General features: G+C 72.4%; 17 protein-coding genes and 1 tRNA gene. 8 read left to right on the top strand and 10 right to left on the bottom strand.

Annotated features, from left to right (window positions below):
* Window positions 1-185 precede the first annotated feature (185 nt).
* Window positions 186-1,511, bottom strand: coding sequence for a sensor histidine kinase (locus OHA86_RS24105; RefSeq protein ID WP_329178401.1), 1,326 nt, complete (start codon window positions 1,509-1,511; stop codon window positions 186-188).
* Between the two features lie 231 nt (window positions 1,512-1,742).
* Here OHA86_RS24105 and ppc point away from each other — a divergent pair, with 231 nt between their 5' ends.
* Entirely contained in the window at window positions 1,743-4,499 is a 2,757-nt protein-coding gene (gene ppc, locus OHA86_RS24100; protein WP_329178399.1) for a phosphoenolpyruvate carboxylase, read from the top strand.
* Window positions 4,500-4,557: 58 nt separating this feature from the next.
* Here ppc and OHA86_RS24095 read toward each other — a convergent pair whose 3' ends face one another.
* Window positions 4,558-5,160 carry a TetR family transcriptional regulator gene (locus OHA86_RS24095; RefSeq protein WP_443072012.1) on the bottom strand — a complete coding sequence of 201 codons (603 nt, stop codon included), beginning with the start codon at window positions 5,158-5,160 and terminating at the stop codon, window positions 4,558-4,560.
* Between the two features lie 142 nt (window positions 5,161-5,302).
* Window positions 5,303-6,298 (bottom strand): acyl-CoA desaturase, encoded by a 996-nt coding sequence (locus OHA86_RS24090; RefSeq protein ID WP_329178398.1) that lies wholly within the window; start codon window positions 6,296-6,298, stop codon window positions 5,303-5,305.
* A gap of 224 nt (window positions 6,299-6,522) precedes the next feature.
* On the opposite strand from OHA86_RS24090, the gene OHA86_RS24085 reads away from it, so the two are divergent.
* The 6 genes from OHA86_RS24085 to OHA86_RS24060 all read left to right on the top strand — a co-directional run bounded on the left by OHA86_RS24085 (window position 6,523) and on the right by OHA86_RS24060 (window position 11,486).
* A tRNA-Gln gene (locus tag OHA86_RS24085) sits at window positions 6,523-6,593 on the top strand.
* Window positions 6,594-6,669: 76 nt separating this feature from the next.
* Window positions 6,670-8,115, top strand: coding sequence for a bifunctional UDP-N-acetylglucosamine diphosphorylase/glucosamine-1-phosphate N-acetyltransferase GlmU (glmU, locus tag OHA86_RS24080; RefSeq protein WP_329178397.1), 1,446 nt, complete (start codon window positions 6,670-6,672; stop codon window positions 8,113-8,115).
* A gap of 229 nt (window positions 8,116-8,344) precedes the next feature.
* Window positions 8,345-9,322 carry a ribose-phosphate diphosphokinase gene (locus tag OHA86_RS24075; RefSeq protein WP_329178395.1) on the top strand — a complete coding sequence of 326 codons (978 nt, stop codon included), beginning with the start codon at window positions 8,345-8,347 and terminating at the stop codon, window positions 9,320-9,322.
* A 267-nt stretch (window positions 9,323-9,589) separates the two neighbouring features.
* Entirely contained in the window at window positions 9,590-10,210 is a 621-nt protein-coding gene (locus OHA86_RS24070) for a 50S ribosomal protein L25/general stress protein Ctc (protein WP_329178393.1), read from the top strand.
* A 126-nt stretch (window positions 10,211-10,336) separates the two neighbouring features.
* Window positions 10,337-10,930, top strand: a complete 594-nt coding sequence (gene pth, locus OHA86_RS24065) for an aminoacyl-tRNA hydrolase (protein WP_329178392.1) — start codon at window positions 10,337-10,339, stop codon at window positions 10,928-10,930.
* Between the two features lie 61 nt (window positions 10,931-10,991).
* On the top strand, window positions 10,992-11,486 hold the full coding sequence (locus tag OHA86_RS24060) for a hypothetical protein (RefSeq protein ID WP_329178390.1): 495 nt from the start codon (window positions 10,992-10,994) through the stop codon (window positions 11,484-11,486).
* 26 nt (window positions 11,487-11,512) lie between these two features.
* On the opposite strand, the gene OHA86_RS24055 is transcribed toward OHA86_RS24060, so the two are convergent.
* Window positions 11,513-12,340 carry a trans-aconitate 2-methyltransferase gene (locus OHA86_RS24055; protein ID WP_329178389.1) on the bottom strand — a complete coding sequence of 276 codons (828 nt, stop codon included), beginning with the start codon at window positions 12,338-12,340 and terminating at the stop codon, window positions 11,513-11,515.
* Between the two features lie 133 nt (window positions 12,341-12,473).
* Here OHA86_RS24055 and OHA86_RS24050 point away from each other — a divergent pair, with 133 nt between their 5' ends.
* The gene (locus tag OHA86_RS24050; RefSeq protein WP_329178388.1) at window positions 12,474-12,971 is read left to right on the top strand and encodes a MarR family winged helix-turn-helix transcriptional regulator; all 498 of its coding nucleotides are present in this window, start codon (window positions 12,474-12,476) and stop codon (window positions 12,969-12,971) included.
* Here OHA86_RS24050 and OHA86_RS24045 read toward each other — a convergent pair.
* From OHA86_RS24045 to OHA86_RS24020, 6 genes are all read right to left on the bottom strand, one after another.
* Complete coding sequence (locus OHA86_RS24045) at window positions 12,930-13,727, bottom strand: response regulator transcription factor (RefSeq protein ID WP_329178386.1); 798 nt, start codon at window positions 13,725-13,727, stop codon at window positions 12,930-12,932. The genes OHA86_RS24050 and OHA86_RS24045 overlap by 42 nt on opposite strands.
* A 1,141-nt stretch (window positions 13,728-14,868) precedes the next feature.
* On the bottom strand, window positions 14,869-16,014 hold the full coding sequence (gene galK, locus OHA86_RS24040) for a galactokinase (RefSeq protein WP_329178384.1): 1,146 nt from the start codon (window positions 16,012-16,014) through the stop codon (window positions 14,869-14,871).
* Window positions 16,011-16,991 (bottom strand): UDP-glucose 4-epimerase GalE, encoded by a 981-nt coding sequence (galE, locus tag OHA86_RS24035; RefSeq protein ID WP_329178382.1) that lies wholly within the window; start codon window positions 16,989-16,991, stop codon window positions 16,011-16,013. The genes galK and galE overlap by 4 nt, the downstream gene beginning before the upstream one ends.
* Window positions 16,988-18,040: a galactose-1-phosphate uridylyltransferase gene (gene galT / locus OHA86_RS24030; RefSeq protein WP_329178380.1), complete on the bottom strand. Its 1,053-nt coding sequence runs from the start codon at window positions 18,038-18,040 to the stop codon at window positions 16,988-16,990. The genes galE and galT overlap by 4 nt, the downstream gene beginning before the upstream one ends.
* 177 nt (window positions 18,041-18,217) lie before the next feature.
* Window positions 18,218-18,895 carry a response regulator transcription factor gene (locus tag OHA86_RS24025; RefSeq protein ID WP_329182534.1) on the bottom strand — a complete coding sequence of 226 codons (678 nt, stop codon included), beginning with the start codon at window positions 18,893-18,895 and terminating at the stop codon, window positions 18,218-18,220.
* A 221-nt stretch (window positions 18,896-19,116) separates the two neighbouring features.
* The gene (locus tag OHA86_RS24020; protein ID WP_329178378.1) at window positions 19,117-20,880 is read right to left on the bottom strand and encodes a hypothetical protein; all 1,764 of its coding nucleotides are present in this window, start codon (window positions 20,878-20,880) and stop codon (window positions 19,117-19,119) included.
* Between the last annotated feature and the right edge of the window lie 133 nt (window positions 20,881-21,013).

Raw genomic sequence — 21,013 nt, 5'->3', positions numbered from 1 at the left:
CCGCGGCCATGCACGACGCCGTCACCCTGCACGGATGCGCCACCCTGCACGGAGCCGCGGCCCTGCGCGGAGGCGTCACCACTGACGAAGCCGCAGCCCGCGCATGAAGCGAAGCCGTCGCCATGGACCGCGCCGTCGCGGGGAGCCGTCGCCATGGAAGCGCCCGCCTCGGCGCACCCGCGCGGTCAGGCGCTGCGCAACGGCACCATGGCCGAGACACGGAAGCCGCCGTCCGCGGTCGGTCCCGCGGCGAAGCCGCCGCCATGTGCGGTGACCCGCTCCTTCATGCCGAGCAGTCCGTGGCCGCCGCTGGGCAGCGCGGCCTGCGCGGAGCCGTCGGAGGGGCCGTTGGTGATGAGGACCGCGACCTCCGCCTCGCGGTAGGCCAGCAGGACGACCGCCTTCGCGCCTGCCGCGTGCTTGTGCACATTGGTGAGCGCTTCCTGCACGACGCGGTAGACCGTGGCCTCGATCCGCGCCCCGCACGGCCGCTCCGCGCCCTCGACGGTCAACTCGACGCCCATTCCCGCCGCCTGCGACTCCTCGATGAGCGCGGCGAGCCGCGCGAGGCTGGGACCGTCCGCCGCGACCTCCGCCCGCACCGCGTCCGCCCGCACGGCGGCGACCTGTACGGGCGCGGCGGCCGTCCGCAGGACCCCCAGCATCTGGCGCAGTTCGGTGAGCGCCTGCCGGCCCATGTCGCCGAGCAGTTCCGCGCTGGCCGACGCCTTCTGCGGGTCCTTGAGCGCGACCGCCTTGAGTGCGGCGGCGTGCACGACCATCAGGCTCACCCGGTGGGCGACGACGTCGTGCATGTCGCGGGCGATGCGCGTCCGCTCCTCCGCCCTGGCCCGCTCCGCCCGCTCGACGGCCTTCTCCGCGAGCAGCTCCAGTTCCCGTTCCAGTCCGTCGGCGCGCTCCCGCAGGCTCTCCACCAGTCGGCGCCTGGCGCGTACGTAGAGGCCGAGCAGCACCGGAGGACCGGTCAGGCCGAGCGCCATGAGAGCGGAGACGATCAGCGTCAGCGGCATCCCCATGGAGGTGCCGTCGTCGGAGTTGCGCAGATTGTCCTGGAATTGGAGGAAGGCGACCAGCAGGGTGCCGAAGCCGTTCATCCCGGCGAGCGCGGTGGTGATCCGCCGCGGCACCTCGGAGGCGGCCAGCGTGTAGAGGCCGACCAGGGACAGCAGGAAGCCCATCTGGGCCGGCGTCATGGCGATGCCGACCAGCACCACCGTGACCGGCCAGCGGCGCCGCAGCACCAGGACCGAGCCGACGCACACCCCGAGCAGCGCCCCCGCGCTCGGCAGGATGCCGGTGCGGTCGGCGAAGGTCGCACCCTCGAAGGCGCACTCGATCGCGGAGACCGCGGCCAGCACCAGGTCCAGGACGAAGCTGCGCCGCCGCTGCCACCACCACCAGCCGGCGCGGGGCGGCACCACCGCCGCGATGGCGGCTGCCGCACCTCCTCCGGCGCCGTCGTCCGGTACGTGCGCCCCCGTCGTACTCATGGCGTCCAGCGTAGGCGGTGCCCGCACCGGTGCACCGGCCGCATACCGGCCGGGTGCCGCAGCGTCACCGGCGGGTCTCCCGCTGTCCATCCCCGCGCCGCCCGGCGCCGCCGCGCTGTCCGCCAGATGGGCTGGCCGTCTCGCCGGGCGGGCCGCGACCTATCCTTGAACGGCCGGACAGCGCGGTCCGCGAGTACGCCGTCCACTTCCCCTGCACAAGGAGCCGCACCTGTGAGCAGCGCCGACACCGCCCCGGACAGCAGTACCGCCAGCAGTACCGCCCTGCGTGCCGACATCCGACGCCTGGGGGAGCTGCTGGGCGGCACCCTGGTGCGGCAGGAGGGCCAGGAACTGCTCGACCTGGTCGAGAAGGTCCGTGCCCTGACCCGCAGCGACGGCGAGGCCGCCGCCGCGCTTCTGGGCGACACCGACCTGGAGACCGCCGCGAAGCTGGTCCGCGCCTTCTCCACCTACTTCCACCTGGCGAACGTCACCGAGCAGGTGCACCGCGGCCGGGACCTGCGGGCCCGCCGGGCGCTCGAGGGCGGCCTGCTCGCCCAGACCGCCGACCTGCTCAAGGACGGCGACCCCGAGCACGTGCGCGAGTCCGTGCGCAATCTCAACGTGCGGCCGGTCTTCACCGCGCACCCCACCGAGGCGGCCCGCCGCTCGGTGCTGAACAAGCTGCGGCGGATCGCCGAGCTGCTGGAGGACGGCCACGGCGCCGGCGAGGGCAGCACCGGCGACCGGCGGCGCGCCGACCTGCGGCTGGCCGAGAACATCGACCTGCTGTGGCAGACCGACGAGCTGCGGGTGGTACGCCCCGAGCCCGCCGACGAGGCGCGCAACGCGATCTACTACCTCGACGAGCTGCACGCGGTCGCGGTCGGCGACGTCCTGGAGGACCTGGCCGCCGAGCTGGAGCGGGTCGGCGTGCCGCTGCCGCCAGGGACCCGCCCGCTGACCTTCGGCACCTGGATCGGCGGCGACCGGGACGGCAATCCCAATGTGACCCCCGAGGTGACCTGGGACGTGCTGATCCTCCAGCACGAGCACGGCATCACCGACGCGCTAGAACTGGTCGACTTCCTGCGCGGCGCGCTGTCCAACTCGATCCGCAACTCCGGCGCGAGCAGCGAGCTGCTCGACTCGCTCGCCACCGACCTGGTGGCGCTGCCCGAGATCAGCCCGCGCTACAAGCGGCTGAACGCCGAGGAGCCCTACCGGCTCAAGGCCACCTGCATCCGGCAGAAGCTGATCAACACCCGCGAGCGGCTGGCCGGCGGCACCCCGCACGTCCCGGGCCGCGACTACCTGGGCACCGCGGGCCTGCTGGAGGACCTCCAGCAGATCCAGGACTCGCTGCGCGCCCACCGCGGCGGCCTGATCGCCGACGGCCGGATGGACCGGACGATCCGCACCCTGTCGGCCTTCGGCCTGCAACTGGCCACGATGGACGTCCGCGAGCACGCCGAGGCCCACCACCACGCGCTGGGCCAGCTCTTCGACCGGCTCGGCGAGGAGTCCTGGCGGTACGCGGACATGCCGCGCGACTACCGCCGCAAGCTGCTCGCCAAGGAGCTGCGCTCGCGCCGCCCGCTGGCGCCGACCCCGGCGCCGCTGGACGAGGCGGGCGCCAAGACGCTCGGCGTCTTCCACACCATCAGCGAGGCCTTCGTGCGCTTCGGCCCGGAGGTCGTGGAGTCGTACATCATCTCGATGTGCCTGGGCTCCGACGACGTCTTCGCCGCCGCCGTGCTCGCCCGCGAGGCGGGGCTGATCGACCTGCACACCGGGGTCGCGAAGATCGGCATCGTGCCGCTGCTGGAGACCACCGACGAGCTGAAGATCGCCGACAAGCTGCTGGACGAGATGCTGTCCGACCCGTCCTACCGGCGGCTGGTGTCGCTGCGCGGCGACGTGCAGGAGGTGATGCTCGGCTACTCCGACTCCTCGAAGTTCGGCGGCATCACCACCTCGCAGTGGGAGATCCACCGGGCCCAGCGCCGGCTGCGCGACGTGGCGCACCGGCACGGGGTGCGGCTGCGGCTCTTCCACGGCCGCGGCGGCACCGTCGGCCGCGGCGGCGGCCCCTCGCACACCGCGATCCTCGCCCAGCCGTGGGGCACCCTGGAGGGCGAGATCAAGGTGACCGAGCAGGGCGAGGTCATCTCCGACAAGTATCTGATCCCGTCGCTGGCCAGGGAGAATCTGGAGCTGACGGTCGCCGCCACGCTCCAGGCGTCCGCCCTGCACACCGCGCCCCGGCAGTCCGACGAGGCGCTGGCCCGCTGGGACGCGGCGATGGACATCGTCTCGGAGGCCGCCCACGGCGCCTACCGCACGCTGGTCGAGGACCCCGACCTGCCGCCGTACTTCTTCGCCTCCACCCCCGTCGACCAGCTCGGCGAGCTGCACCTGGGCTCGCGCCCGTCGCGCCGCCCCGACTCGGGGGCGGGCCTGGACGGGCTGCGCGCCATCCCGTGGGTCTTCGGCTGGACGCAGTCCCGGCAGATCGTCCCCGGCTGGTTCGGCGTCGGGACGGGCCTGAAGGCGGCCCGTGAGGCGGGCCTTGACTCGGTCCTGGAGGAGGCGCACGGGCAGTGGCACTTCTTCCGCAACTTCCTGTCCAACGTCGAGATGACGCTGGCCAAGACCGACCTGCGGATCGCCCGCCACTACGTCGACAGCCTGGTGCCCGACGAGCTCAAGCACGTCTTCGAAACGATCGAGGCCGAGCACGAGCTGACCGTGCGTGAGGTGCTGCGGCTGACCGGCGAGTCGGAGCTGCTCGCCGCCAGCCCGGTCCTGGCGCAGACCTTCCACATCCGCGACCAGTACCTCGACCCGATCTCCTACCTCCAGGTCACCCTGCTGGCCCGCCAGCGGGAAGCCGCCGCACGCGGCGAGACCCCCGACCCGCTGCTGTCCCGCGCGCTGCTGCTGACGGTCAACGGCGTGGCGGCGGGCCTGCGCAACACCGGCTGAGCCCGGCCCCGCACCGGCAGGTCCGCCCCCGCGCCCGTCCGGGCCGGGGGCGGACCTGTCAGTTCTTGCGGTGACCGATCAGCCGGGGGCGCGGTTCGAGGCCGGACAGGCCGTTCCAGGACAGGTTGACCAGGTGGGCGGCCACCTCGGACTTGTCGGGGCGCTGGGCGTCCAGCCACCACTGGCCGGTCAGCGCGACCATGCCGACCAGGGCCTGCGCGTACATCGGGGCGAGCTTGGGGTCGAAGCCGCGCTGCTTGAACTCGTGGCCGAGGATGTCCTCGACCTGGGTGGCGATGTCGCTGATCAGCGACGCGAAAGTGCCGGTGGACTGGGCGACGGGCGAGTCGCGCACCAGGATGCGGAAGCCGTCGGTGTACTGCTCGATGTAGTCGAGCAGCGCGAAGGCGGCCTGTTCGAGGAGTTCACGCGGATGGCCGCCGGTGAGGGCGCCGGTGACCATGTCGAGCAGCCGGCGCATCTCCCGGTCGACCACGACGGCGTACAGGCCCTCCTTGCCGCCGAAGTGCTCGTAGACCACCGGTTTGGACACGCCGGCCTTGTGGGCGATCTCCTCGACCGACGTGCCCTCGAAGCCGCGTTCCGCGAACAGCGTCCGACCGATGTCGAGCAGTTGCTCGCGGCGCTCCTTGCCGGTCATACGGACCCGGCGGGCGCGGCGCACGGCGGGTGCGGGGGCGGTGTCAGGCCTGGTCTGACCGGAGGTGGCCGGATCGGGTGGGACCGGTGGGGCCGGGGGGGTCGTCGTCGCCCTGTCGTCTCTGCCGTCGCTCACTGCTCAATCATGCCGCTTCACTGATGCTTTCTTTACGCCGGGCGGCGATCCGTTCGGCGGACGGCCAGCGCACGTCGGTCGCCCAGCCGGCGAGTTCGAACCAGCGGATGAGGCGGGCGCTGGAGTCGACCTGGCCGCGCAGGACGCCGTGCCGGGCGGAGGTGGGGTCGGCGTGGTGGAGGTTGTGCCACGACTCGCCGCAGGACAGCACCGCGAGCCACCACACGTTGCCCGAGCGGTCCCGCGACTTGAACGGGCGCTTGCCGACCGCGTGGCAGATGGAGTTGATGGACCACGTCACATGGTGCAGCAGGGCCACCCGAACGAGCGACCCCCAGAAGAACGCGGTGAAGGCGCCGTACCAGGACATCGTGACCAGGCCGCCCACCAGCGGCGGCAGCATCAGCGAGATCACCGTCCACAGCCAGAAGTCGCGGGAGATCCGCCGGATCGCCGGGTCCTTGACCAGGTCGGGGGCGTATTTGCCCTGCGAGGTCTGCTCCTCGTCGAAGAGCCAGCCCATGTGCGCCCACCACAGGCCCTTCATCAGCGCGGGCAGCGTCTCGCCGTACCGCCACGGGCTGTGCGGGTCGCCTTCCGCGTCGCTGAACTTGTGGTGCCTGCGGTGGTCGGCGACCCAGCGCACGATCGGGCCCTCGACGGCCATCGAGCCGGCGATGGCCAGCGCGATCTTCAGCGGCCTGTTGGCCTTGAACGAGCCGTGGGTGAAGTGCCGGTGGAAGCCGATGGTGATGCCGTGGCAGCCCAGGTAGTACATACCCACCATCAGGCCGACGTCGAGCCAGCTCATGCCGCGGCCCCAGGCCAGCGGCACCGCGGCGGCCAGCGCGACGAAGGGAATGCAGATGAAGAGCAGGAGCGCGATCTGCTCGATCGAGCGCTTGCTCTCGCCACCGAGGGTGCCGAGATACGGCGACTCCTGTCCTGGCGTCCCGGGGTCCGGTTCCCGGGACCCGGTGATCACGTCCGTCTGTGTGGTCATGTGTGTCCCTTGCGGATGTGGAAGTGGGGGGGCTGTATCTGGGGTTACGTCCGTAACCTACGCCGCCGTAAGTATTGCAGCGGTGCACGGCGGACGACAGGACCGTGGCCGTCGTCCGCCGAACGATCTCTACCCGGATCTCCGTCGCGTCCACCCCGCCGGGTACGGCATGATGGGACCGACTGCCCGGCCATCCCGACGCGACAACGGGAGGGCCGAGTTGATCCGCCGTGGTGTAATGGCAGCACTGGGGCTTTTGGTGCCTTAAGTCCGGGTTCGAATCCTGGCGGCGGAGCTGTACGCGGTCGTATCGGGGAAGCCCTCGGTATCCTGCGGGTTGTCCTGCACTCGAAAGCCCAGGAGTCTCCCCCGTGAGCCCCACACGCCCGGCTGCCGTCGTCGTCCTCGCCGCGGGTGAGGGCACACGCATGAAGTCGGCCACCCCGAAGGTCCTGCACCCGATCTGCGGCCGTACGCTGCTCGGCCACGTGGTCGCCGCCGCCCGCGCCCTGGACCCGGAGCAGCTGGTCGTGGTCGTCGGACACGGGCGCGAGCAGGTCACCGAGCACCTGGCGGCGGCCGACCCGGCGGCGCTGACCGCCGTGCAGGACGAGCAGAACGGCACGGGGCACGCGGTCCGCGTCGGCCTCGGCGAGCTGGCCGCGCAGGGCGTCACCCCGGACGGCACCGTCGTGGTGACCTACGGCGACACGCCGCTGCTGACCGCGCAGACCCTGGCCACCCTGGTGTCCGCGCACCAGGCCGACGGCAACGCGGTGACGGTGCTGACCGCGAAGGTGCCCGACCCGAACGGCTACGGGCGGATCGTGCGGGACCTGACCGACGGCCAGGTCACCGCGATCGTCGAGCAGAAGGACGCCTCGCCCGACCAGCAGGCCATCACCGAGATCAACTCCGGGGTCTACGCCTACGACGCCGCCCTGCTCGCCCAGGCGCTCGGCAGGATCACCACGGACAACGCGCAGGCCGAGGAGTATCTGACCGACACTCTGGCGATCCTGCGCGAGGCCGGGCACCGGGTCGGCGCGTACACGGCGGCCGACCACCAGGAGATCGCCGGGGTGAACAACCGGGTGCAGCTCGCCGAGGCCCGCCGGGTCCTCAACGACCGGCTGCTGCACCGCGCCATGCTGGACGGCGCCACCGTGGTGGACCCGGCGTCCACCTGGCTGGACGCCGACGTGGTGCTGGAGCGCGACACCCTGATCCACCCCAACACGCAGCTGCTCGGCGCCACCAGGGTGGCCGAGGGCGCCGAGGTCGGCCCGAACTGCACGCTCACCGACACAGTGGTCGGCGCGGGCGCCCGGGTGTCGAACACCGTGGCGCAGGAGGCGGAGATCGGCCCCGAGGCGAGCGTCGGCCCGTACGCGTACCTGCGGCCCGGCGCCAAGCTCGGCCGGGGCGCCAAGGCGGGCACGTACGTCGAGATGAAGAACGCCTCGATCGGCGACGGCACCAAGGTGCCGCACCTGAGCTATGTGGGTGACGCCACCATCGGCGAGCACACCAACATCGGCGCGGCCAGCGTCTTCGTCAACTACGACGGCGAGGCCAAGCACCACACCACGATCGGCAGTTACTGCAAGACCGGCTCCGACAACATGTTCGTCGCACCGGTGGTGGTCGGCGACGGCGCCTACACGGCGGCCGGCTCGGTGATCACGAAGGACGTGCCCGCCGGGTCGCTCGCGGTGGCCCGCGGGCAGCAGCGCAACATCGAGGGCTGGGTCGCCCGCAAGCGCCCGGGCAGCGCCGCCGCGCATGCCGCGGAACGCGCCAAGCGGGACGAATAGCACCTGGCGGCGGTCGGCGCGGCAGGTCTTCGAACGAGTGAGCCGCGCCTTTCCGCGAGTCCCGCACGCGTTGTCGAACGGGTGAGTGAGGGGCGTCTCATCAGCCCTTCCGAGGTGCACAGATGCGCCGGAGGGGGCGTACCGTGTGGGGTGCACACAATTCCGCCAGCACGCCCTCTTCGGGGCGTCGCTGTGTCGAACACCAGTCGAACACCAAGGAGACGGTGCAGTGACCGGGATCAAGACGACCGGTGAGAAGAAGTTGATGCTCTTCTCCGGCCGCGCCCACCCCGATCTGGCGGAGGCGGTGGCACGGGAACTCGGAGTCGAGCTGGTGCCGACCAAGGCTTTCGACTTCGCCAACGGCGAGATCTATGTGCGGTTCCAGGAGTCGGCGCGCGGCGCCGACTGCTTTTTGATCCAGAGCCACACCCGCCCCATCAACCAGTGGATCATGGAGCAGCTGATCATGCTGGACGCCCTGAAGAGGGCTTCGGCACGCAGCATCACCGTGATCGTCCCCTTCTACGGCTATGCCCGGCAGGACAAGAAGCACCGCGGCCGCGAGCCGATCTCGGCCCGGCTGATCGCCGACCTGTTCAAGACCGCGGGCGCCGACCGCATCCTGACCGTCGACCTGCACACCGACCAGATCCAGGGCTTCTTCGACGGCCCTGTCGACCATCTCTTCGCCCTGCCGATCCTGGCGGACTACGTCGGCGCCAAGGTGGACCGCGACAAGCTGACCGTGGTCTCGCCGGACGCCGGCCGGGTCAGGGTCGCCGACCGCTGGTGCGACCGGCTGGGCGCGCCGCTGGCCATCGTGCACAAGCGCCGCGACCCGGACGTCGCCAACCAGGTGAAGGTCCACGAGGTTGTCGGTGACGTCAAGGGCCGGGTCTGCGTCCTGGTCGACGACATGATCGACACCGGCGGTACGATCTGCGCCGCCGCGGACGCGCTGTTCGCCAATGGCGCCGAGGACGTCATCGTCACCGCCACCCACGGCGTGCTGTCCGGGCCGGCCGCCGACCGGCTGAAGAACTCCCGGGTCAGCGAGTTCATCCTCACCGACACCCTGCCGACCCCCAACGAGCTGAAACTCGACAAGATCACCGTGCTGTCGATGGCGCCGACCATCGCCAACGCCGTGCGCGAGGTCTTCGAGGACGGCTCGGTGACCAGCCTGTTCGAGGACTCGCACTGACCTCGGCCTGACCGCGTCCCGTCCTCGGCCTGTTCCCACCCCGCCGGGGCACGACGCCGCAGAATCGGTACATCACAGGATGTACCGGGAGATCGATTTCGTCCGGGGCCTTCCCGCCGGTTACGCTGTCCGCGTTGCTCGGCGAGGGAGGCCCCGGACGTCTGTCGGTCCGGACCCGGCTCCGTTATCGACGCGCTCCTCGTAACTGTGGATCGGCCCGTCGGGGCCGGGCGACCGTACCGTCTGCCACCACGAGGAGTGAACCTCATGTCCGAGGTCAAGATCGCCGCTCAGCAGCGCACCGAGTTCGGCAAGGGCGCCGCCCGCCGGATCCGCCGTGCCAACCAGGTCCCCGCCGTCATCTACGGCCACGGCGCCGACCCCCAGCACGTCTCGGTCCCCGGCCACGAGCTGCTGCTCGCGCTGCGTACCGCGAACGTCCTGATCTCGCTGGACATCGACGGCAAGGCCGAGCTGGTCATCCCCAAGGCGGTGCAGCGCGACCCGCTGCGCGGCTTCATCGAGCACGTCGACCTGCTGTCGGTCAAGCGCGGCGAGAAGGTCACCGTCGAGATCCCGGTCACCGCCGAGGGCGAGCTGGCCCCGGGCGGCAACCTGCTGGAGCACGTGCTCAACACCCTGCCGGTCGAGGCCGAGGCCACCCACATCCCCGAGGGCGTCACGGTCAGCGTCGAGGGCCTGGAGGCCGGCGCCTCCATCCTCGCCAAGGACATCGCGCTGCCGAAGGGCACCACGCTGGCCGTCGACGAGGACGCCGTCGTGATCCAGGTCGTGTCCGCGCAGGCCGAGGCCGCCGACGAGACCGAGGACGAGGCGGGCGTCGAGGACGCCGCTCCCGCCGAGGAAGCCGCCTCGGAAGAGGCCTGATCCGGCGTCGCCGGCCAGGCGACTCCCGGCCGCCGCCGTACCCTGCGGGGTGCGGCGGCGGCCGTGCGTTCCGCCGCCGCGGGACCCGCGGCGGGCCGGACCCCGCCCCGACACCTGGAGACGTGGATGACCGACAGCACAGCGCCCTGGCTGGTGGCCGGCCTGGGCAATCCGGGACCGGAATACGCGGCGAACCGGCACAACATCGGCTTCATGGTCGCCGACCTGCTGGCCGAGCGGATCGGCGGGCACTTCAAGCGGTCGGGCAAGGCGCAGGCCCAGGTCGTGGAAGGCAGGATCGGCCCGCCGGGACCCCTGAGCCGCCGGGTGGTGCTGGCCAAGCCCATGACGTTCATGAACCTGTCCGGCGGCCCGGTGACCGCGCTCAAGGACTTCTACAAGGTGCCGACCGAGCGGATCATCGCCGTCCACGACGAACTGGACATCCCCTACGCCGCCTTGCGGCTCAAGCTCGGCGGCGGCGACAACGGCCACAACGGGCTCAAGTCGATCACCAAGTCGCTCGGCGCGGACTATCTGCGGGTACGGGCCGGGATCGGCCGCCCGCCCGGGCGGATGGACGTGGCCGCCTTCGTTCTCAAGGACTTCTCGGCGGCCGAGCGCAAAGAGCTGGACTGGTTCGTGGACCGGGCCGCCGACGCCGTCGAGGCGCTGATCGCCGACGGGCTGGAGCGCGCGCAGAGCACGTACAACAGCTGAGCACGGCAGCGCGGTGCCGCCAGGTTGACCGGACGGCATGCCATGGCCAAAGATCGCCCGCATGGTCAAACGGAGCCGTTCCCGCCGCCTGGCGGAGGGCGCTTGGGGACTGGTGCTGCTGGCCCGGGTGGTCGGTGTGACCGCGGTGGCGGCGCTGCTGCTGGTGTCGGGCGCCTGGGACTCCTGGCGGACCGCGCAGCACGTGATGCTCACCAAGGGCCGCGAGCACGGCACGATGACGTTGGCCGACTGCGGCGACACCATATGCACGGGACCCTTCGCCCCCAAGGGCACCGCCGTGGCACGCCCGCGGGTCACCATCAGCCTGCCGATCCGGCACACCCCGGGCGCCAGGATCCCGGTCGCCGTCCAGCCGGGCACCGACAAGGTCGTCAGGGCCGGCTGGGGCGGTGTCCTCTTCGCCTGGGTGCCCTTCGGCGGCGCCCTGCTGCTGGCGGCCGTCGTCCTCGCCGGCGGCCTGCGGATGCGCCGCACCGCCTGGACCCTCGCCGCCTGCGGCGCGGCGCTGCTGGCCGGCGCCTTCCTCACCCTGTAGCCGGGCGCAGGGGGCGCACCAGGCGGTCAGCGGGCGCTCCCGGCGGCGCGGGCGACGGCGAAGATCCGGCGGAAGGGGAAGACCGTGCCGTGCGGCCCCGGCGGATACGCCTTGCGCAGCAGGTCGCGGTATTGCCCGACGAATTCCCGCGCCGCGGCGGGGTCGCCCTCCAGGGCGGTCAGGACCGGGCGCAGTGCGGTGCCCTTGGTCCATTCCAGCACCGGGTCCTCGCCCTCCAGCAGCTGCACATAGGTGGACTCCCAGACGTCCACCACCTCGCAGCCGAGCACCGTCAGGCGCTCCAGATAGTCGGCCGGGCTGAGGATGTGCACATAGCGGCGGCCGTGGCCGGCGAGCCGGGCGCGCCACTGCGGGGTGTCGCACAGCTCGGCCAGCAGCGCGTGGCTCGGGGCGGTGAAATTGCCCGGGACCTGGAAGGCGAGGGTGCCGCCCGGGGTGAGGTGGTCGAGCCAGTCGCCGAAGCGGTCGGCGTGGCCGGGCACCCACTGGAGCGCGGCATTGGAGACGATCAGGTCGTACGGCTCGCCGGGGGTCCACACGGCGGCGTCGGCGAGGCGGAAGTCCAGGGAGCCGCCGCCCGCGGTGGCTCCCGCGCGGTCCGCCGCCGAGGCCAGCATCTCGCGGGAGCTGTCGAAGCCGGTGATACGGGCGGCGGGCCAGCGGTCGGCGAGCAGCGCGGTGACATTGCCGGGACCGCAGCCGATGTCCGCGATACGCGGGGCGTCCCCGCCGGGCAGCCCGGGCACCCGGGCCAGCAGGTCGAGGAACGGGCGCGTGCGGTGGGTGGCGTGCCGGAGATACTGGTGAGGGTCCCACGTCGGTGCTGCGTGCATCGTTCGTACTCCCTGGTGGTACGGAACCGCTGCCGGAATCGGAGGGCGGGATTCTGCCCCCTTTCCAGGCTCCTCCCGTGGATATCTTGATGTCAAGAGACTTCATATCGACAGACCTATTACACTGATCTCCATGGAGGACGAGGTCGACCGGCTGGTCGCTGCATGGCGCCGAGAGCGCCCCGACCTCGACGTCGAACCGCTTGAGGTGCTCAGCCGGGTCAGCAGGCTGGCCAGGCACCTGGACAGGGCCCGGCGCCTGGCCTTCGCGGAGCACAGCCTGGAGCCGTGGGAATTCGACGTGCTCACCGCGCTGCGGCGGGCGGGCACCCCGTATCAGCTCTCCCCCGGGCAGCTGCTCACCCAGACCCTGGTCACCTCGGGCACGATGACCAACCGGATCGACAGGCTCGCCGAGAAGCGGCTGGTCGAGCGGCTCCCGGACCCCTTCGACCGGCGCGGCGTGCTGGTCAGGCTCACCCCGGCGGGCCAGGACCGCGCCGACCGGGCACTGGCCGGCCTGCTCGCCCAGGAACGCGCCATCCTGGGCGAGCTGAGCCGGGCCCAGCGGGCCGAGCTGGCGGCGCTGCTACGACAGCTGACCGCGCCTTTCGACAACGTCCCCACCTGACGGGACCAGCTCCACCGGCCCCACCCCCGCCCGCCGGGCCAGCGCCACGGCCGCGAGCGTCGAGTGCACGCCGAGCTTGCCCAGCACATTCTGCATATGGGTGCGCACCGTGTGCGGCGACAGGAACAGCCGCTCCGCGACCGCCTTGCGGCCGAGCCCGGCGACCATACAGCGCAGCACCTCCTGCTCGCGCGGTGTCAGCGACTCGACCAGCTGCTCGCTCTCGGTGCGGTGCCTGCGGGCCGCGGTCAGCTCCCGCAGGACGCCGGTCAGCAGCGCGGGCGGCAGATGCGTCTCGTCCCGCAGCACCCCGCGCACCACGGCGAGCAGCCGGGACAGCGAGCAGTCCTTGGCGACCCAGCCGGACGCCCCGGCCTGCAGCGCGCCGGCCGCCCGCACCGGATCGTCCCGCTCGGCCAGCACGACCGTACGGGTGCCGGCGTGCTCGGCGCGGACCCGTTCGACCAGCGCGAGGCCGTCGATGACGGGGTCGCGCGGCTCGGCCGGCCGCTGTTCCGACAGCGGTGGTACGGCGGCCAGTTGCGGCCGGTCCCGCGGACCTGTGCCCAGGTCGGCGTCGACCAGCAGTACGTCGTAACGCCGGCCGTCGACCGCCGCGCGGTCCAGGCAGCGCTGGGCGGCGGGGCCGCTGCCGGCCGCCGACACGTCGACGTCGGGTTCCGCCGCCAGTGCGGCGGCGAGCGACTCGGCGAAGATGCGATGGTCATCGACGACGAGAACGCGAATTCGTCCCACGGACACCACTCCCGGTGTACGGCACTCCCCCAGTGGCGGGGCGCCACCGCGTGGGATCCGGCACCCGTGACGGGGCCGCCGCCCCGGGCACGGGTGCCGAATCCCGTGCGTCTCGCCCCCTGATGAACGCCGGCCCCCACCGGCGCTGTGGGAAAAGCGTAGGGGTTCCCCCGGGTATTGGAGCCGACTTGGCGGAAGTTCCGAATCTGGGCTTCCGCCTGTACCCGCGATCCAGGTCGGTGCGCACCGCCCGGGCCGCCCTGCGCCTCCGCTGCCGCGGGACCGGGGCGCCGTGGCGTCGGCGGGTACGCCTCCGCTGCCGCGGGGCCGGGGTTACTTGCTGCGTAAGGCGGCGCCCTTCCGCTGCCGCGGGGCCGGGGCGACCGTGACGCAGGCCGTGCGCCTCCGCTGCCGCGGGGCCGGGGTTACTTGCTGCGTAAGGCGGCGCCCTTCCGCTGCCGCGGGGCCGGGGCGACCGTGACGCAGGCCGTGCGCCTCCGCTGCCGCGGGGCCGGGGTTACTTGCTGCGTAAGGCGGCGCCATACAGGGGCGTGGGGAACGGCGCGAGCAACCCACCACTCACCGTCGTGTGCGGACGGACCGCACCACCCCAGGGGCGCGGGGAACTGCGCGACCAGCCCCCTCCGGGGGCGCGGGTCGCCACCGACCCGAAGGGTCTCTTCGGTCCGATCCGGACCACTGGCCGGTGGCCGGCTCAGCGCGCAGTTCCCCGCGCCCCTGGTAGGCACCCCCTGCCGAAGGGGAACCGCCAGACCCCCGCGCCCGGGGGAGGCGTACCCGCCGACGCAGCCGGCACCCCCAGGCCCGCGCCCCCGGGTGGGCACCCCCCTGCCGAAGGGGAACCGCCAGACCCCCGCGCCCGGGGGAGGCGCACCCGCCGACGCAGCCGGCACCCCCAGGCCCGCGCCCCCGGGTGGGCACCCCCCTGCCGAAGGGGAACCGCCAGACCCCCGCGCCCGGGGGAGGCGCACCCGCCGACGCAGCCGGCACCCCCCCGGCCCGCGCCCCCGGGTGGGCACCCCCCTGCCGAAGGGGAACCGCCAGACCCCCGCGCCCGGGGGAGGCGCACCCGCCGACGCAGCCGGCACCCCCCCGGCCCGCGCCAGCGGAGGGGCAAGCCTCAGGCCCGCGCCAGCGGGTGCGCGCCCGGGGAGGGGGTGGCCGGGAAGACGCGGGCCGCCGGGAGGGCGGCCTGGACGGCCGCGGTCACGGCGCCCGCCTGCTCCGCAGGGACGAGCGCGATCGCGGAACCCCCGAAGCCGCCACCGGTCATCCGCGCACCGAGCGCGCCGCAGGCGAGCACCGTGTCGACGACGAGGTCGAGTTCGGGGCAGGAGATCCGGAAGTCGTCCCGCAGGGACACGTGCCCGGCGGTGAGCACCGGACCGATCTCGCGAATGCGCCCGGCGTCGAGCAGGGCGATGACCTCCTCGACCCGCCGGTTCTCGGTGACGATGTGCCGGGTGAGCCGGCGCAGCCGCCCGTCGGGCTCGTCAGGCAGGGCGGCCAGGGCCGCGTCCAGGCCCTCGTACGGCACGTCCCGCAGCGAGGCCAGGCCCAGCGCCGCGGCAGCCGCCTCGCAGCCGGACCGCAGCGCGGCGTACGCCCCGTCCGCGTGGGCGTGCTTGACCCGGGTGTCGGCCACCAGCAGCGTGAGGCCCGCGCCCACCAGGTCCAGCGGCACCTGGCGCTGTTCGAGCCCGCGGACGTCGAGGTGCAGCGCGTGCCCCTCGGTGCAGCACGCGGACGCGGTCTGGTCCATGACGCCGACCGGCGCGCCGACGTAGACGTTCTCCGAGCGCTGGCAGAGCAGCGCCAGTTCCTGCCGGGTGATGTCCACGCCGTGCAGATCGCCGAGGGCCAGCCCGGTGACGACCTGGAGGGCGGCGGAGGAGGACAGGCCGCCGCCGACCGGCACGGTGCTGTCGTAGTGGATGTCGGCGCCGCCGACCGGGTGGCCGGCCTCGCGCAGGGTCCACAGGACGGCCGCGGGATAGGTGGCCCAGCCCGCGGCGCGGCCGGGGGCGAGGTCGCCGAGGCGAAGTTCGACCACGCCGCCGTCCATGTCGGCGGAATGGACCCGCAGCAGGCCGTCGTCGCGGCGCGCGACGGCGGCCCTGGTGGTCTGCGCGAGCGCGAAGGGCAGCACATGGCCGTCGTTGTAGTCGGTGTGCTCGCCGATCAGGTTCACCCGTCCGGGGGCCGCCCAGCAGCCCTCGGGCGCGCGTCCGAAGACGTCCTTGAAGGCTATGCCGAGGTCCGTCATTGTGCGTCCTCCCCGAGGGATTGAGCGAAGTTCCATGCGTCGCGGACGATCTCCGCGAGGTCGGTGCGGCTGGGCTGCCAGCCGAGCCGGTCGTGCGCGCGCTGCGCGGAGGCCACCAGGACGGCGGGGTCGCCGGCCCGGCGCGGCTGCACGGTCGCGGGGATGGGGTGCCCGGTGACCTGGCGGGCGGTGTCGATGACCTCGCGGACGGAGAATCCGCTGCCGTTGCCGAGGTTGCAGATCAGGTGCTCGCCCGCGGTGGCGTGGTCGAGCGCGAGCAGGTGCGCCTCGGCCAGGTCGGCGACATGGATGTAGTCGCGCAGGCAGGTGCCGTCGGGCGTCGGATAGTCCTCGCCGAAGACCGAGATGGCTTCGCGCCGGCCCTGGGCGACCTGGAGGACCAGCGGGATCAGGTGCGACTCGGGGTCGTGGCGCTCGCCGTGCCTGCCGTACGCGCCCGCCACGTTGAAGTACCGCAGGGAGACGGCGGCCAGGCCGTGGGCGGCGCACTCGGCGCCGATCATGTGGTCGACGGCGAGCTTGGTGGCGCCGTAGGGGTTGGTGGGGGCGGTGACGGCGTCCTCGGTGATGGGGACGCTCGCGGGCTCGCCGTAAGTGGCGGCGGTGGAGGAGAAGACCAGTGTGCCGACCCCGGAGTCGCGCATGGCGTCGAGCAGTTCGAGGCTGCCGCCGACGTTGTTCCGCCAGTATTTGGCCGGGTCGGCGACGGATTCGCCGACCTGCGACGACGCGGCGAAGTGCAGCACGGCGTCGTAGGAGCCGTCGAGCACCTTGGCCGCGTCCTGGATCCGGCCCTCGACGAAGTCGGCGCCGTCCGGGACGCCCTCCCGGAAGCCGGTGGACAGGTCGTCCAGAACGGTCACCCGGTGCCCGGCGGCCAGCAGATGGGCGGCGACCACACCGCCGACGTATCCGGCTCCACCGGTGACCAGCAGCTTCAGGGGGCTCTTACTCACTGACTCGCTACCTCTCGCAGTCGCAGCGCGGCGGCCTCGGGCGGTACGTCGTTGATGAACGCGCCCATGCCCGATTCGGACCCCGCAAGATACTTAAGCTTGCCCGACGTGCGGCGAATCGTGAAAAGCTCCAGATGCAGCCCGAACTCCCGCCGCTCGGGCGTGCCGAAGGGCGCCTGGTGCCAGCCGGAGATGTACGGGGTGCGCGGCTGCCCGGGGCCGAAGATCCGGTCGAAGCGGCGCAGCAGCTCCAGGTAGACGCGCGGGAATTCGGCGCGCGCGTCCTCGTCGAGGGCGAGCAGGTCCGGCACCCGGCGGTGCGGGAAGAGGTGCACCTCGTAGGGCCAGTGGGCGGCGTGCGGGACGAACGCGGTCCAGTGCTCGCCCGCCAGCACGATCCGCCGGCCGTCGGCGGTCTCGTCGGCGAGGATGTCGTCGAAGAGGTTGCGGCCGGTGCGTTCGCGGTGCCCGGCGAGGGCGCTCAGCATGAGCGAGGTGCGCGGGGTGACGAACGGGTAGCCGTAGATCTGGCCGTGCGGGTGGCCGAGGGTGACGCCTATCTCCTTGCCGCGGTTCTCGAAGGGGAAGACCTGGACGACGCCGGGAAGTTGGGACAGCTCCCTGGTGCGGTCGATCCAGGCGTCGAGCACGAGCCGGGCGCGCGCCTCGCTGAGGTCGGCGAACGAGGCGTCGTGGTCGGAGGTGAAGCAGACCACCTCGCAGCGCCCCGCGTCGCCCGCCAGCGAGGGGAAGCGGTTCTCGAAGACGACGACCTCGTAGTCGGTGCCGGGTATCTCACTGAGCCGTCCCTCGCGCGAGGGGCACAGCGGGCATTCGTCGGCCGGCGGGTGGTAGGTGCGGCCCTGGCGGTGCGAGGCGATGGCCACGGTGTCGCCGAGCAGGCGGTCGTGGCGCAGTTCGGAATGGGTGGCGACGGGCTCCAGCGGACGGCGGTCGACGGCGTCACGGATGACCGCGTCGGCCGTGTCGTCGGCGTCGTAGTAGATCAGTTCGCGGCCGTCCGCGAGCCGGGTCGTCGTCTTCTTCACCCTACAGACCCCTCACACCACAATCACCCAACATAACCGCACACAATGAATCATGACAGAACAGTGCAGTCAATGCGCGAGGGCAGGTGAAGTTGACTTCATGAGCGCAGGGCGGAGCCGTGTCCGTTTCGGGCACAACCAAACAAAGCCGAACAGATGAATGGCCGGACGTGCGGTTCAGCGCACTCCGGGGGCCGCCGCGCGGTCGAGCAGGCCGGTGCGCGCGGCCAGTGCCGCCGCTTCGAGCCGGGAGCCGACGCCCAGCTTCATCAGCACCCGCTGCACGTGGGTACGCGCGGTGCTGGGCGCGATCCGCATCCCGGCCGCGATCAGCCGGGTGTCCTCGCCCTCGGCGACCCGCACCAGCACCTCGATCTCGCGCGGGGTCAGCAGTTCGAGCAGCCGCATGCCCTCGTCGTCCGGCTGCTGGGCCGGGTTGAGCAGTTCGGCGAAGGCGCCCTGCAGCAGCGGCTGCGCCACCGCGACCTCACCGGCCCGCGCCTTGGCCATGGCCCGCTCCACGCCCTCGATCCGCTCGTCGTGGCGTACGTAGCCCGACGCGCCGGCCGCGAAGGCCGCCGCGATGCCGCGCGGGTCGGGCACCGGGCCGAGGACGACCACCGCGACCCCGGGCCGCTCCCGCTTGATCCTGGCGACCGCGTCGAAGGCGCCGGGCTCGGCCGGCGCCGCCGTGCCGAACAGACACACCTCGGGCGACCGGCTCAGCACCAGCTCCGCCGCCCCGGCCGCGGGCGCGGACGCGGCAAGCACCCGGTGCCCCCGCAGCTTGAGCGCCGAGGCCAACGCCTCGGCGAGCAGCCGGTGGTCGTCGACCACCACGAGGCGTACGCCCATGTCGGCCATCCCCTATCCCCCCGGGGTCCGCTCCGCAGCCGCCCCCGTTCCCTACGCATACCGCGCCCGAGCCGGTCCCAACCGCGCCCCCCGGGCGGTATGGCTCCAGGCCGCGAAGCTACACGCTCACCGCATGGCGCGCGCCCCCAACCGGGCAGAAGTTTCCGGGAATTCCGGGCTGCCTGCCGGCAGGGGGCGCGCGAACGGGTCGGTGCGGGCCGTCAGTGGAAGTCGACCAGGTACTTCTCGTCGTCGTTGCCCTCGTAGACGGTGTGGGTCACGACGTAGAAGTGACCGTTGCGCCAGTACGGGTAGTTCTCCAGGTCGGACAGGTCGATGTGGTCCTTGGAGCCGTCGGCGAAGCTCGCGAACTTCTTCATCGCGCCGGTCGCCGGGTCGATGGTGACCAGCTGCCCCGGCACGTCGTAGTCCGGCGGTTCGAGGGCGAGCAGCTGGCCGTCCACGAAGTCCAGGCCGACGATGTCCTGCTTGTCGGCGGGCTTGGCGACCCACTTCTGCTTGCCGTCGGCGGTGTTGAAGGCGACGATGCCGCTCAGCACCTGGCCCTTGCTGTCGCCCTGGCTTCGCAGCGTCAGATAGACGGTGTCCTTGCTGACCAGCACATTGTGCACATCCTGCGCGCCGTTGTCGCCGAGCGAGACATCGTACTTGTCGGTGCCCAGCGAGATCCGGGACTGCATCCGGCCGTTCGCGAGGGTGACCACGTCGGTGGAGTTGCTGTTCGCGGTGCCGAGCACCACCACGACCGGGTCGGTGGACACGATCGCGTTGACCTCGGTGCCGCCCGGGGCCTCCCAGGACCACTTCGCCTTGCCGCTGCTGTCGGGGTCGATGACCTGGACCTTGTAGGTCTTGTAGTCGCAGTTGACGATCACCACGAACTGGCTGCCGCCGGCGTAGCCGTCGTCCTCGCAGTTGCCGTTGCCGCCCTGCCACAGGACCTTCTGGGTGGACAGCCGGTAACCGATGGACCCGCTGAGCCAGTCGACGCCGACCGTGTCACCGCTGATCGCCATCTGCGAGTAGTCGAAGTCGGTCTTGCTGCCGGTGGCGCCCGGCAGGATCGCCGACCACTTCTGGACCCCGGTGGTCAGGTCGAAGACCATCACCTGGTTGCAGCTGGGGCCGTACTGGACGGCGGCCAGGTTATGGTACGTGTCCTTGGCCGCCGCGCAGTCGCCGCGGGAGGGGGCGGGCAGCGTCCAGGTCGGATTCCCGGTGGCGACGTCATAGGCGACGATCTTGTCGATCTCGCCCTTCACCACGTACTTGTCGGTGAACCAGATCCCGAAGACCGTCTTGAGGTTGTCCTTCTCCGCGACCTTGTCGGCCTGCTTGTCCCAGCCGAACTGCAGCTCGCTGGAGTGCGGGGCCGCGGTCGGGCCGGCGCTGCTGCTCTGCGCGATCGGCTTGGGACCCGGCTTGTCGTCGCCGCCCCTGGTCGCGAAGTAGACACCGCCGCCGATCACCAGCACCGCCGCCACCACGGCCGCGATGATGATCAGCAGCTTGCTGGTGGAGCGCCCGCCGCCGGGACCGCCGGGATACTGCGGCTGGGCCGGGTAGCCGTACGGCCCCTGCGGCGGCACCTGGCCGTACTGCGGCTGCCCCGGGTACGGCTGCGGGGCGCCGCCCGCGTACGGCGGGGGCGGCGGGGTCTGCGGCGGCAGCTGCTGGTGCGGGAAGGCCGCCTGGGTGGGCGCCTGCGCGTACGGATTCTGCGCCGGCGGCACCGGCTGCGCGTACGGGTTGTCACCGGCCGGCGGCTGACCCGCGGCCGGGTAGCCGTAACCGCCGCCCGGGGGCGGCGGCGGGGTCTGCGCCGGGTAGCCGTAGCCCGGCGGCGGGGGCGGAGTCTGCGGCTGCTGCTGCGGCTGCTGCGGAGGACCCGGCGGGGGCGGCACGGCGCCGTCGGACTTCCCGAACTCGGGCGGGTTGCCTGGCGGCGGGGGCGGCTGCGACATCAGCGGGACCTCTTCGTGCTCACGGTTTCAGGTCAGGCGGGCGGAAAATCTTTCTATCACCCCGGCACCATTGCCCCCGTGGGCCGCCGCTGTTCCGTTACCGGCCTGCTACACGTTCTCCCCGACCCGACCT

It is taken from the genome of Streptomyces sp. NBC_01477 (genome assembly GCF_036227245.1).
Classification (GTDB): domain Bacteria; phylum Actinomycetota; class Actinomycetes; order Streptomycetales; family Streptomycetaceae; genus Actinacidiphila.
The sequence above is the reverse complement of the archived record's forward strand: the minus strand, read 5'-3'. Positions and strand labels throughout refer to the sequence as shown.

What these genes read in the sequence shown, in the direction of transcription:
- OHA86_RS24105 (WP_329178401.1), bottom strand. Translation starts at nt 1,511, where the DNA reads ATGAGTACGACGGGGGCGCACGTACCGGACGACGGCGCCGGAGGAGGT.
- OHA86_RS24095 (WP_443072012.1), bottom strand. Translation starts at nt 5,160, where the DNA reads ATGACCGGCAAGGAGCGCCGCGAGCAACTGCTCGACATCGGTCGGACG.
- OHA86_RS24090 (WP_329178398.1), bottom strand. Translation starts at nt 6,298, where the DNA reads ATGACCACACAGACGGACGTGATCACCGGGTCCCGGGAACCGGACCCC.
- OHA86_RS24070 (WP_329178393.1), top strand. Translation starts at nt 9,590, where the DNA reads ATGTCCGAGGTCAAGATCGCCGCTCAGCAGCGCACCGAGTTCGGCAAG.
- pth (WP_329178392.1), top strand. Translation starts at nt 10,337, where the DNA reads ATGACCGACAGCACAGCGCCCTGGCTGGTGGCCGGCCTGGGCAATCCG.
- OHA86_RS24060 (WP_329178390.1), top strand. Translation starts at nt 10,992, where the DNA reads ATGGTCAAACGGAGCCGTTCCCGCCGCCTGGCGGAGGGCGCTTGGGGA.
- OHA86_RS24055 (WP_329178389.1), bottom strand. Translation starts at nt 12,340, where the DNA reads ATGCACGCAGCACCGACGTGGGACCCTCACCAGTATCTCCGGCACGCC.
- OHA86_RS24050 (WP_329178388.1), top strand. Translation starts at nt 12,474, where the DNA reads ATGGAGGACGAGGTCGACCGGCTGGTCGCTGCATGGCGCCGAGAGCGC.
- galK (WP_329178384.1), bottom strand. Translation starts at nt 16,014, where the DNA reads ATGACGGACCTCGGCATAGCCTTCAAGGACGTCTTCGGACGCGCGCCC.
- OHA86_RS24025 (WP_329182534.1), bottom strand. Translation starts at nt 18,895, where the DNA reads ATGGGCGTACGCCTCGTGGTGGTCGACGACCACCGGCTGCTCGCCGAG.
- OHA86_RS24020 (WP_329178378.1), bottom strand. Translation starts at nt 20,880, where the DNA reads ATGTCGCAGCCGCCCCCGCCGCCAGGCAACCCGCCCGAGTTCGGGAAG.